This is a genomic window from Mycobacterium lepromatosis (assembly GCF_000975265.2).
GTDB lineage: Bacteria > Actinomycetota > Actinomycetes > Mycobacteriales > Mycobacteriaceae > Mycobacterium > Mycobacterium lepromatosis.
This window is the reverse complement of record NZ_CP083405.1, coordinates 146,921-159,284: the sequence shown is the minus strand read 5'-3', so window position 1 is coordinate 159,284 and position 12,364 is coordinate 146,921. Positions and strand designations below refer to the sequence as shown.

General features: G+C 59.4%; 11 protein-coding genes and 1 tRNA gene. 10 read left to right on the top strand and 2 right to left on the bottom strand.

Annotated elements, in window-relative coordinates:
* Positions 1-6 precede the first annotated feature (6 nt).
* Complete coding sequence (lipE, locus tag MLPF_RS00590; RefSeq protein WP_045842258.1) at positions 7-1,242, top strand: lipase LipE; 1,236 nt, start codon at positions 7-9, stop codon at positions 1,240-1,242.
* Between the two features lie 89 nt (positions 1,243-1,331).
* On the opposite strand, the gene MLPF_RS00585 is transcribed toward lipE, so the two are convergent.
* A tRNA-Ser gene (locus MLPF_RS00585) sits at positions 1,332-1,418 on the bottom strand.
* Between the two features lie 50 nt (positions 1,419-1,468).
* Here MLPF_RS00585 and MLPF_RS00580 point away from each other — a divergent pair.
* On the top strand, positions 1,469-2,461 hold the full coding sequence (locus tag MLPF_RS00580) for an NAD(P)H-quinone oxidoreductase (RefSeq protein ID WP_045842257.1): 993 nt from the start codon (positions 1,469-1,471) through the stop codon (positions 2,459-2,461).
* A gap of 15 nt (positions 2,462-2,476) precedes the next feature.
* On the opposite strand, the gene MLPF_RS00575 is transcribed toward MLPF_RS00580, so the two are convergent.
* On the bottom strand, positions 2,477-3,673 hold the full coding sequence (locus MLPF_RS00575) for a cysteine desulfurase-like protein (RefSeq protein WP_045842261.1): 1,197 nt from the start codon (positions 3,671-3,673) through the stop codon (positions 2,477-2,479).
* Positions 3,674-3,800: 127 nt separating this feature from the next.
* Here MLPF_RS00575 and MLPF_RS00570 point away from each other — a divergent pair, with 127 nt between their 5' ends.
* From MLPF_RS00570 to dprE2, 8 genes are all read left to right on the top strand, one after another.
* The gene (locus MLPF_RS00570) at positions 3,801-5,765 is read left to right on the top strand and encodes a DUF6541 family protein (RefSeq protein WP_045842256.1); all 1,965 of its coding nucleotides are present in this window, start codon (positions 3,801-3,803) and stop codon (positions 5,763-5,765) included.
* Between the two features lie 26 nt (positions 5,766-5,791).
* Positions 5,792-6,316 carry a bacterial proteasome activator family protein gene (locus tag MLPF_RS00565; protein ID WP_045842260.1) on the top strand — a complete coding sequence of 175 codons (525 nt, stop codon included), beginning with the start codon at positions 5,792-5,794 and terminating at the stop codon, positions 6,314-6,316.
* 21 nt (positions 6,317-6,337) lie between these two features.
* The gene (gene wzt, locus MLPF_RS00560; protein WP_045842255.1) at positions 6,338-7,156 is read left to right on the top strand and encodes a galactan export ABC transporter ATP-binding subunit Wzt/RfbE; all 819 of its coding nucleotides are present in this window, start codon (positions 6,338-6,340) and stop codon (positions 7,154-7,156) included.
* Complete coding sequence (glfT1, locus tag MLPF_RS00555) at positions 7,149-8,060, top strand: galactofuranosyltransferase GlfT1 (RefSeq protein WP_045842254.1); 912 nt, start codon at positions 7,149-7,151, stop codon at positions 8,058-8,060. Before wzt ends, glfT1 begins: the two co-directional genes overlap by 8 nt.
* Before the next feature lie 58 nt (positions 8,061-8,118).
* A complete protein-coding gene (gene wzm / locus MLPF_RS00550; protein WP_045842253.1) occupies positions 8,119-8,949 on the top strand; it encodes a galactan export ABC transporter permease subunit Wzm/RfbD in 831 nt (276 codons plus the stop codon).
* A gap of 770 nt (positions 8,950-9,719) precedes the next feature.
* Entirely contained in the window at positions 9,720-10,148 is a 429-nt protein-coding gene (locus MLPF_RS00545; protein WP_045842252.1) for a GtrA family protein, read from the top strand.
* Positions 10,149-10,215: 67 nt separating this feature from the next.
* Positions 10,216-11,598 (top strand): decaprenylphosphoryl-beta-D-ribose oxidase, encoded by a 1,383-nt coding sequence (dprE1, locus tag MLPF_RS00540; protein WP_045842251.1) that lies wholly within the window; start codon positions 10,216-10,218, stop codon positions 11,596-11,598.
* Positions 11,599-12,363, top strand: a complete 765-nt coding sequence (gene dprE2, locus MLPF_RS00535; RefSeq protein WP_045842250.1) for a decaprenylphospho-beta-D-erythro-pentofuranosid-2-ulose 2-reductase — start codon at positions 11,599-11,601, stop codon at positions 12,361-12,363.
* Position 12,364 lies beyond the last annotated feature (1 nt).

The following is a 12,364-nucleotide window of genomic DNA, read 5'->3' as shown; positions in this document are numbered from 1 at the left end:
TCTGCTTTGACTTCAGACGGAAAGATCTGTGTCCCGACCGACCTCGACGCCGTGACGGCAATTGGCGACGAGGACCATTCCGACATCGACAGCGCCGCCGTCGAACGAATCTGGCGGGCTACTCGCCACTGGTACCAGGCCGGCATGCACCCCGCAATCCAGTTATGCATCCGACAAAACGGTCGGGTTGTGCTAAACCGTGCGATCGGCCACGGCTGGGGCAACGCACCAACTGATCCGCCCGATGCCGAAAAAATTCCCGTCACGACTGACACGCCGTTCTGCACGTACTCAGCGGCCAAGGCCATCACCGCGACCGTGGTTCATATGTTGGTGGAGCGGGGACACTTCTCACTCGATGACCGAGTGTGCGATTATATACCAACCTACACCAGCCACGGCAAACATCGCACCACGATCCGGCATGTGCTGACCCACAGCGCGGGCGTCCCTTGCCCCACAGGACCCAGACCAGACGTCACCCGCGCTGACGACCACGCGTACGCACAGCAAAAGCTCAGCGAATTAAGACCGTTCTACCGCCCGGGCTTGGTGCACATCTACCACGCCTTAACCTGGGGTCCGCTGATGCGCGAGATCATCTGGACGGCAACCGGTAAGGAAATTCGCGACATCCTTGCCACCGAGATCCTGGACCCGCTGGGCTTCCGTTGGACCAACTTCGGTGTGGCCGAGAAGGACTTCCCATTGGTCGCTCCGAGTCATGCCACCGGACGACCGTTGCCTCCGATCATTGCCGCGGTCTTCCGTAAGGCGATCGGTGGAACCGTGCACGAAGTCATCCCCTACACCAACACTCTGCCTTTTCTCACCACCATCGTGCCATCGTCCAACACCGTGTCAACCGCCAACGAGCTGTCCCGGTTCGCCGAAATCTGGCTTCGAGGTGGCGAACTCGATGGCATACGGGTGCTGCGCTCGGAAACACTGCGCAGTGCAGTAACCGAATGCCGACGTTTACGGCCGGACTTCGTGGTGGGGCTGATGCCGGCTCGCTGGAGTACAGGATTCATCCTGGGAACGAACAAGTTCGGGCCATTCGGACGCAACGCGCCAGCAGCGTTCGGACATCTTGGCCTGGTTAACATCGCCATCTGGGCTGACCCCCAGCGCAGCCTGGCCGCCGGTGTGATCAGCAGCGGCAAACCCGGTCAGGACACCAACGCCGAACGCTACGGCGCGTTGATGAACACAATCACCGCCGAGATCCCGGCGCACTAACATCGCTGCGCCAGCTTACGCAAAATTCCTATTCTACCAGAGTATCAACTTACAATCACACGTTATATCACATTACCAGTACACCACGGCGGTGGCGGAGGGATTTGAACCCTCGGACGATTTTAGCCGTCTCTCGCTTTCAAGGCGAGCGCATTAGGCCGCTCTGCCACGCCACCGTTTACAAGAATAAAATCAAGAATAAAATAAGGGGTAGTACTGTAACGACATGTATGCCGTCGTCGCCGAATCACCCAACCAACTGAAATGGCGGGAAGTACCCGATGTCGCGGCAGGCCCCGGCGAGGTACTTATCCAGGTTGCAGCGGCCGGCGTCAACCGCGCCGACGTGCTGCAGGCAGCTGGAAAATATCCGCAGCCGCCAGGGACCAGCGCGATTATCGGCATGGAGGTAGCCGGTGTCATCGCGGCAGTCGGCCCAGGTGTCACCGAATGGTCTGACGGACAAGAAGTTTGCGCTTTGCTTGCCGGCGGCGGCTACGCGGAATATGTCGCCGTTCCCGCCAGTCAGGTGATGCCGATCCCCAAGGGTATCAACGTAGCTGACGCCGCGGGAATACCGGAAGTGGCCTGCACGGTGTGGTCGAACCTAGTGATGTCCGCTCATCTGAGCGCAGGACAGCTACTGCTGTTGCACGGCGGCACCAGTGGCATAGGGAGCCACGGGATCCAGGTGGCACGAGCGTTGGGCGCCAAGGTGGCGGTCACCGCTGGATCAGAAGAAAAACTGGAATTCTGTCGCAAACTGGGCGCCCAGATCACCATCAACTACCGCGAAGAGGACTTCGTTGCGCGGCTGCAGCAGCAGAGCTGCGGCGCCGACATAATCCTCGACATCATGGGCGCGGTGTATCTGGACCGCAATATCGACGCTCTGGCCACCGATGGGCAGCTTATCATCATAGGATTGCAGGGGGGGGTAAAGGGCAAGCTCAACCTCGGCAAGTTGCTGAGCAAACGGGCTCGGGTGATCGGCAGCACACTGCGAGCCCGGCCCGTGAACGGCCCGAACAGTAAAAGCGAAATCGTGGCCGCAGTCACGACCTCGATCTGGCCGATGATCGCCGCCGGGGCTGTGCGGCCCATCATCGGAGCGCGCATGGCTCTCCAACAGGCAGCTGACGCGCACCAACTGTTGGTGTCAGGCAAGGTGTCCGGGAAGATCGTGCTGACCGTCGCAGGCTCGGAAAGCGAAACTTGACCGCACGCTGTACCGCTAGCCAAGCGACGCCAGCGTTCGCACTAGCTGGTCGACTTCGACCGTCGTCGAATAATGCGCTAGCCCGACGGTAACCGCGCCGCCGATGTCATTTACGCCGAGGACGTCTAGCACACGTGACCTTGGGTCGCATATCGCCAGAATTCCGTTGTCCGCCAGGCGCTTCACCACCCTGTCTGCAGGCACCCCTTGGTGTGCGAAACTGACAACCGGTATCCGCGCCTCCGGACGGCCGATCACCATCACCAACGACAACGATCGCAACGACATCATCAGGTAGTCGAATATCCGGTTCAGATACGACCCGGCGGATTGCATTGACACCGATAGCCGTTCGCGCCTGCTGCCACGAGCCGACTCATCAAGTGCCGCAAGGTATTCTATGCTGTCTACTACACCAGCCAGCAGTCCGAACTGGTGCAAACCAACCTCGAGACGTGCCGGGCCCACGGCGTGGGGATCCGTCGACGCCAAAGTGAAGGTGTCGATCAACCCTGGGTCGCGAAACACCACCGCCCCGATCGGTGGACCGCCCCATGCATGAGCGTTCACCGCCACCACGTCAACCTCGGTCTCTTGGACATCGAACAGCCGGTAGGGGGAAGCGGCGGAATGATCGACTACGACGAGCCCGCCGACATCGTGGACCAGCTTGGTCATCGCTCGCAGGTCGGTGACGGTACCCAACGTCCCCGACGCGGACGTAACGGCCACCAGCCGGGTCAACTCACCGATCAGGCTCTCCCACTGCCACGTAGGCAATTCGCCGGTCTCGATATCGACCTCGGCCCATTTCACCTTCGCTCCGTGGCGGTGTGCCGCCCACAGCCACGGAGCTATGTTCACCTCGTCGTCGAGACGGCTGACAATCACCTCGTATCCCAGGCCGGCACGCGAGTACGAGGCTGCGGCCAGCGACGACAATAAGACCGCGCGATCGGCGCCCAACACGACACCGGCCGGGTCGGCACCGAATAAATCGGCCACCGAGGCACGCGCCGCGGCCAGCACCGCGGCACTGCGCTGCGCGGACGGGTGAGCACCTGATGTGGTAGCACTGGATCTGCGGAATGCAGTCGACACTGTGGTCGCGACGGAATCCGGAATCAGCATCCCAGCCGGCGCATCGAAATGCACCCATCCATCACCCAGAGACGGGTGGAGACCACGCACCCGGGCAACGTCGTATGCCATGCCAGCCACCTTAGAGTTTCGCCAGTCCGCGAATTCGCGACGGTAGCGGATACCAAGAATCGGCCAAGCCATTCCAACCAGTCGAGAATGTCGGGAGCAAAGTCACCCAGGAAGCCATACTAGTCGAGTGGGGCTATGCTGCGGAACTCTGATCGCATTGTTCTTGCTGATCGTGCCGGCAACAATCGTCGCGCGTTTCGCTGCGCTAACTTGGCCGATAGCTATTGCGGTTAGTCCAGCGTTGACGTACGGTGTGATTGCGCTGGCGACCATTCCTTTTGGTGTGGTCGGAATACCCTGGAACGGTTGGACAGCATTGGCCGCTCTGGTCGCGGTGAGCATGTTTATGATTGCTTTTCGGCTCCTGCTAGCCCGCTACCGCGATACCGCGGCCGAAGCCCGAGGGATCAGCAGATGGCCAGCGGCAACGGTGGCGGGTGGAGTGTTGTTGGGCGCCTTATTGATTGGCTGGGCGGCCTATCGTGGCCTGCTGCATTGGCAATCCATACCCAGCACCTGGGACGCGCTCTGGCACGCCAACACGGTGCGTTTTATCCTCGACACCGGCCAGGCGTCGCCCACCCACATGGGTGAGCTTCGCAACGTCGAGACACACTCGGTGCTGTATTATCCATCAGTTTTTCATGCTCTGGCAGCAGTCTACTGCCAACTCACCGGGGCGGCACCCACCACCGGCTACACCGTGACCTCGCTGGCGGCGGCAGTTTGGCTGTTTCCGGTCAGTGCAGCTACCCTCACTTGGCATCTGTTGCGCCCAGTTACGACGCAAAAGCGCGCCGCTGGGGCGTCAGCCACCGCGGCCGCGTTGTCGGCGGCGTTCACCTCGGTCCCCTATGTTGAATTCGGTGTCGCCGCGATGCCTAACCTGGCAGCTTACGGGGTCGCGGTACCAACGATGGTCTTGATCACCTCGACGTTGCGCCACCGCGATCGTACACCAGTGGCCATTCTGGCACTGGTGGGCACCTTCTCGGTGCATCTCACTGGCGGGTTCGTCGTCATCTTTTTCCTGTTGGGTTGGTGGTTACTGAACGCGCTATTGCACCCGGTGCGCAGCCGGGCAGCCGACGCGCAGACCCTGGCCACCGTAGCGATGCCGGCCGCTCTTATACTTGCGCCGCAGTTCATCGGGGTGTTAAAGCAGGCCGATATCATAGCCGGGCACTCATTCCCCAGCTTCAAGAGCGTGAAACAAGGCGTGATCGATGCACTTCTTTTGCACACCCGCCACCTGAACGATTTCCCGACACAATACGGTTTGGTGGCGTTAGCCGCCATTGGCATGGCAATTCTGCTGTACCAGAAAATCTGGTGGACCCCGATGGCCTGGCTGGTGTTGACCATGATGACTGTTTACTCAGGGGCGCCGTTTCGCGGCCCGATCGGCGACGCCATCGAAGGTTTCAGCCAGTTCTTCTACAACGACCCGCGACGGCTCTCGGCAGTAGTGACCATGCTGCTGACGCCGATGGCAGGCATCGCGTTGTTCGCCGGAGTACTATTCCTGGTCGTAGGAGTTCGGCGAGTCACTTCCCGGTTCGCACCGTTACCCAGACCCGTTTGGACAACAGCCACCGCGGTGCTGCTGGTGGCGGCCACCGTGTTAACCGCCTGGCACTATCTTTTTCGACATCTGGTCCTGTTCGGCGACAAATACGACTCGGTGATGGTCAACCAGAAAGATCTTGACGCTATGTCCTACCTGGCGACCCTGCCAGGTGCACACGACACCATCATTGGCAACTCCAATACCGACGGAAGCTCCTGGATGTACGCGGTGGCCGACCTGCATCCGCTGTGGACCCACTACGACTTCCCGCAGCAGACGGGCCCTGGCTATTTCCGGTACGCCTTCTGGGCTTACGCGCACACTGGCAATCCGTGGGTCGTCGAAGCGGTCCGAGTACTCAATATTCGCTACATCCTGACCACCAGCCCGACAGTGCGAGGGTTTGCCGTACCCGACGGACTAGTGTCACTAGAGGAATCAAAGTCGTGGAAGAAAATGTATGACAACGGTGCTGCGCGGATCTTCGAGTGGCGCGGAAACGCCACAGCGACTCACACCTAGAAAGTACGAAAAGGACGGTGTTTGGATTGAGTACCAGCAACGACGACGACATCGAGATAATCGGTGGGGCCGATCCGCGTACCATGGCGATCCGCGGCGCGGATAAGAGCGGAAACGCCGACGAACCTTCCCTGACCGACCTGGTCGAGCAGCCCGCCAAGGTTATGCGAATCGGCACCATGATCAAGCAACTGCTCGAGGAAGTACGTGCCGCGCCTCTCGACGAAGCCAGCCGCAACCAGCTGCGCGAGATCCACGCCACCAGCATCCGGGAGCTTGAGGACGGCCTGGCGCCCGAACTACGCGAGGAACTTGACCGGCTCACCCTGCCATTCAACGAGGGTACAGCACCGTCGAACGCCGAGTTGCGTATTGCACAGGCTCAGCTGGTCGGCTGGCTGGAAGGGCTGTTCCACGGCATCCAGACCGCACTGTTCGCTCAACAGATGGCCGCCCGAGCACAGCTGGAGCAAATGCGCCAAAGCGTGCTGCCACCGAGCACAGGCAAATCAGGCCAAACCGGCAGTCACGGTACCGGACAATACCTGTAAACCTACTGATGAAAGTAGTTCATGGTGTCGGGTCCCCATATCGAGACAAGCAATGCGTGGGTGGAATTTCCCATTTTCGACGCCAAGTCGCGTTCGTTGAAAAAAGCCGTTCTGGGTAAGGCGGGTGGCACCATTGGGCGCAATAACTCCAACGTCGTCGTCATCGAGGCATTGCGGGACATCACAATGTCGCTAAGCCTGGGTGACCGAGTGGGTTTGGTCGGGCACAACGGTGCCGGGAAATCGACGCTGCTGCGCCTGCTTTCGGGCATCTACGAACCCACCCGCGGTTGGGCGAAGGTCACCGGCCGAGTAGCACCGGTTTTCGATCTCGGGGTTGGTATGGACCCCGAGATCTCCGGCTACGAGAACATCATCATCCGCGGCCTGTTCCTCGGGCAGACCCGCAAGCAGATGCTGGGCAAAATGGACGAGATCGCCGAGTTCACCGAGCTCGGCGATTACCTGTCGATGCCGCTACGCACGTATTCCACCGGGATGCGAGTACGACTGGCGATGGGTGTGGTCACTAGCATCGACCCCGAGATCCTGTTACTCGATGAAGGAATCGGCGCGGTGGACGCCGACTTCTTGAAGAAAGCTCAATCCCGGCTGCAGAGATTGGTGGAGCGCTCTGGAATCCTGGTCTTCGCTAGCCATTCTAACGAGTTCCTGGCCCGATTGTGCAAGACCGCGATGTGGATCGACCACGGAATCATCGAACTCAGCGGCGGCATCGAAGACGTAGTGCGCGCCTACGAAGGCGAAGACGCGGCCCGGCATGTGCGCAAGGTGATAGCCGAAAATGCCTCCGCGCAAAAAACTTCCGGAGATGAGTGAATATGTCTGTGCCGTCGTGGTTACCCACAAGCGGCCCGACAAGCTGGCAAAATCGTTGGATGTTCTGAGCACCCAGACCCGATTGCCTGATCACTTGATCGTAGTGGATAACGACGGTGCTGGACACAGCAAGGTGCGCGATCTGGTTGATGGTCAACCAATCCCAACCACTTACTTGGGTTCACGCCGAAACCTAGGCGGGGCAGGAGGTTTCGCGCTAGGAATGTTGCACGCTCTGACGCTAGGCGCTGATTGGGTTTGGCTGGCAGACGACGACGGGATCCCGCAGGACAACCGGGTGCTTGCGACCCTCTTGGCATGTGCCGATAAGTACAGCCTGGCTGAGGTGTCACCGATGGTGTGCAACATGAAAGATCCAGAACTACTTGCGTTTCCATTGCGGCGCGGTCTAGTCTGGCTTAGGCGAGCAAGCGAATTGCGTACCGAAGAAGGGCAAGATCTGCTGCGTGGCAGCGTGTCGCTATTTAACGGCGCACTGTTTCGGGCGTCCACCTTGGAATCGATCGGCGTTCCGGATATGCGGCTGTTCATACGCGGCGACGAGGTGGAGCTGCATCGCCGGCTGGCACGGTCCGGCCTGCCGTTCGGGACTTGCCTGGAGACGATCTACCTACATCCCTGCGGATCCGCCGAGTTCCGGCCGATCCTGGGCGGCCGCATGCACACCCAGTATCCTGAGGACCCCATCAAGCGGTTCTTCACTTACCGAAACCGCGGCTACCTGATGGCACAACCGGGTCAACGCAAGCTGCTGGCCCAGGAGTGGTTTAGGTTCAGCTGGTTCTTCCTCGTTATCCGACGCGACCCCAAGGGGTTACAAGAGTGGATTCGCTTGCATCGCTTGGGACGTCGCGAGAATTTCGGTAAGCCCGACATGAGATGATCCTCATGACGCGCACCGGAGACGATGAAGAGCAAAACGATGAGGAGGAACGGTGCAAATGACATTTGTCGATGCGGCGGCACAGTCACGGACTCTTGCTCGCGCCCGAAGTGATCTGATCGAGGGCTTCCACCGCCACGAACTGTGGTTACATCTGGGCTGGCAGGACATCAAGCAGCGCTACCGCCGCTCGGTGCTAGGACCGTTCTGGATCACCATCGCGACCGGGACCACCGCCATAACGATGGGCGGGCTGTATGCGAAGCTGTTTCACCTGGACCTATCTGCGCACCTGCCCTACGTCACTCTCGGGTTGATCATCTGGAATTTGATTAATGCCGCAATCCTGGAAGGCGCTGAAGTGTTCGTCGCCAATGAGGGCCTGATCAAACAATTACCCACGCCATTGAGCGTGCATGTCTACCGGCTGGTGTGGAGGCAGATGATCTTGTTCACGCATAATATCATCGTCTACCTAATCGTTGGGATCCTCTTCCCTAAACCGTGGTCGTGGGCCGATCTGTCGGTCTTTCCGGCGCTGGCGCTGATAGTCCTCAATAGTGTGTGGGTGTCACTGTGTTTTGGCATCCTGGCAACTCGCTACCGTGACATCGGCCCTCTGCTGTTCTCCGTCGTGCAGTTGTTGTTTTTTATTACGCCAATCATCTGGAACGACGACACACTGCGGCAACAAGGAGAGGGGCGCTGGTCAAGCATGGTCGAACTCAACCCACTGCTACACTACCTCGATATCGTGCGTGCACCATTGTTGGGTGCTCACCAGGAACTGCGGCATTGGGCAGTAGTGGTAACGCTCACAGCCGCCGGGTGGCTCTTAGCAGCGTTCGCGATGCGGCGATACCGCGCGCGGGTGCCCTACTGGGTGTAGCCCAGCCTGCCGCACCTACCAAATGGTTCACCCGACTGGACAGCAGGCTGGCATCACAGGGCGAGCAGCGGCTTGCCAGGAAATCCGAAAGATGTTGCACGCCAAATTTTACGAGTTTTGTCGTATCGCAGCCTACACCCAACGTGAGGTAGCTGGCCGAATGACTATGCATTAGCCAAGCCCAACAACAGACGATAGAACCGTCGACCGAATGAGGATCCGGGTAAATGACTGGCTGCAAATGCTTGGTCGTACGTTGATGACGACTGCGTCGTGCCGATGTAACGACGAGAAGCGACGAATCAAATACTCGGTACACATGAGTAATCGGGTAACCTAGGAACGGACGAAGCAAGCTGGACGTTCGGTCAGAACCACTGCGTGTTCGCTATGATCGTGAGCAAAGAAGTCCAATCAGCGGTTCTGACATATGCGGCGCGGGATCACCTCGAAGTCGAGGTCACGCACGACCGCAGCATAGTCGGTGATCGTAGAGACGCGGTCGAAAGATACAACGATCTGATGAATTCATAGTCTCGGCGGTCAGAAACCAGCGGACCGACTCGTCGCGGGTCAACGAATCGGCAGTGCTGCGCGGCGACATGCATTCTGTTAGGCCAAACCCTGGCCAGCCGCCAACCGAGCAACACAGTGACCTATTCCACGCTACAAGTAACACACCGGGTCCATATTACTGGCGGTGAAGTTACCCACCTAACGCTACACCGAGCAGTCGCCCAGAACCCAGCGGTCCCATTAGACTCGCCCCAATGGAACCCCCAGAATCTGTAGCCACGTCGCACCAACATTCACACCTGCCAACGCAAGTGCTGCGCTTCATCGTCACCGGTAGCCTGGCAGCGGCGGTCGACTTCAGCGTCTATGTGGCACTCTATCGTGGGGGGAGCTTGCAGGTCGACCTGGCGAAATTCACCAGCGTCGTAATAGGCACTATCACCGCCTACCTAATCAACCACCGATGGACGTTCCAGGTGTCGCCAAGCACCACTCGGTTCGCCGCTGTCATGGCTCTCTACGGAATCACTTTCGCTGTGCAGGTGGGGCTCAATCATCTCTGCCTTTTCGTGTTCCACTACCAACGACCATGGGCGATACCCATCTCCTTCGTGATTGCACAAGGCATCGCCACGGTGATCAATTTCATTGTGCAACGAGTCGTAATCTTCCGAATCCGCTGAGCCAGCTGGACCATCGGGCAGAAGCGTCCCGCACCGTCGCAAAACCAAGCGGTACTCTACTTTGACGATGTTGAGCATGGAAGTGTCCACGACCGCAACCCGGCTGACCGGATGGGGGCGCACTGCACCGTCGGTGGCAAACGTGCTTCGCACCCCTGATGCCGAGCTGATCGCCAAGGTGGTGGCACGGGTCGCCGATGCCGGCGGCCGGGGGGTGATAGCCCGCGGACTAGGCCGATCCTACGGCGACAATGCGCAAAACGGTGGTGGGTTGGTGATCGACATGACCCCGCTGAGCACCATCCACTGCATAAGCGCCGACACCAAGTTGGCCGACGTCGACGCCGGCGTCAACTTGAACAAGCTGATGAAAGCAGCCCTGCCGTTCGGCCTGTGGATACCGGTGTTGCCGGGAACCCGACAGGTAACCATCGGCGGTGCAATCGCGTGCGACATCCACGGCAAAAACCACCATAACGCGGGCAGTTTCGGCAACTACGTGCGCAGCATGGACTTGCTGACCGCCAGCGGCGAAGTGTGCCGCCTCACGCCAACAGGCAAGGATTCCGAACTGTTCTGGGCCACCGTAGGTGGCAATGGCCTAACCGGCATCATCCTGCGTGCCACCATCGAAATGACGCCGACCGAGACAGCTTACTTCATCGCCGACGGCGACGTCACCACCAGCCTCGACGAAACCATCGCATTGCATAGCGACGGCAGCGAGGCCGACTACACCTACTCCAGCGCTTGGTTCGACGCCATCAGCGCTTCCCCGAAGCTGGGCCGTGCGGCGGTATCGCGCGGCTGCTTAGCCAGGCTGGACCAGTTGCCCGCAAAGCTGCGGCGCAATCCACTGAAATTTGATGCACCACAATTACTTACCTTGCCCGATGTTTTTCCGAACGGGTTAGCCAACAAATATACCTTCATGCCGATCGGTGAACTCTGGTACCGCAAGTCTGGCACCTACCGAGGAAAGATCCAGAACCTGACGCAGTTCTACCACCCGTTGGACATGTTCGGCGAATGGAACCGCGCCTACGGCGCAGCAGGCTTCCTGCAGTACCAGTTCGTGATACCTGCCGAGGCGATCGACAAGGTCAAAAGGATCATCGGTGACATGCAAGTCAGCGACCACTACTCATTTCTCAACGTATTTAAGCTGTTCGGTCCCGGTAACCAGGCACCGCTGAGTTTCCCGATCCAAGGCTGGAATATCTGCGTGGACTTCCCGATCAAATCCGGACTCAACGAGTTTGTCAACGAACTAGACCGCCGCGTCATGGAATTCGGCGGCCGACTCTACACCGCCAAAGACTCCCGTACCACCGCTGACACTTTTCACGCCATGTACCCGCGCATCGACGAGTGGATCGCTGTGCGCCGCAAGGTCGACCCCTTGCGGGTTTTCTCCTCCGACATGGCCCGACGTTTGGAGTTGCTCTAAATGGTGCTCGACGCCGTAGGAAACCCGCAGACAGTGCTGCTGCTCGGAGGAACCTCCGAGATAGGGCTGGCCATCTGCAAGCGCTACCTGCGCAACGCCCCCGCGCGGATCGTGCTAGCCGCTAAGCCCGACGATCCGAACCGTGAAGACACGGTAGCGCAGATGACGGCAGCGGGCGCGAGGTCAGTAGAGCTGATCGACTTCGAGGCGCTAGACACCGACAGCCATCCGAAGGTGATCGAGCAGGCATTTACCGGCGGCGACGTCGATGTGGCCATTGTAGCGTTCGGTTTACTCGGCGACGCAGAAGAGCTGTGGCAGAACCAACGCAAGGCTGTGCAGATCGCTGAAATCAACTACACCGCAGCAGTTTCCGTGGGTGTACTGCTCGGCGAGAAGATGCGCGCGCAGGGGTTCGGCCAGATTATTGTCATGAGTTCGGCCGCCGCCGAGCGGGTGCGACGGTCCAACTTCGTCTACGGTTCCACCAAGGCCGGCCTGGACGGTTTCTACCTAGGATTGTCAGAGACACTACACGAGTACGGCATCCGCGTTCTGGTTATCCGGCCCGGCCAGGTACGCACCCGAATGAGCGCGCATGTCAAGGAAGCCCCACTGACCGTCGACAAGGAGTACGTCGCCGACCTCGCGGTTACCGCAGCCGCTAAAGGTAAGGAATTGGTTTGGGCACCAGTAACATTCCGTTATGTGATGATGGTGTTGCGACACATCCCGCGAAGCATCTTCCGCAAGCTGCCAATCTGAC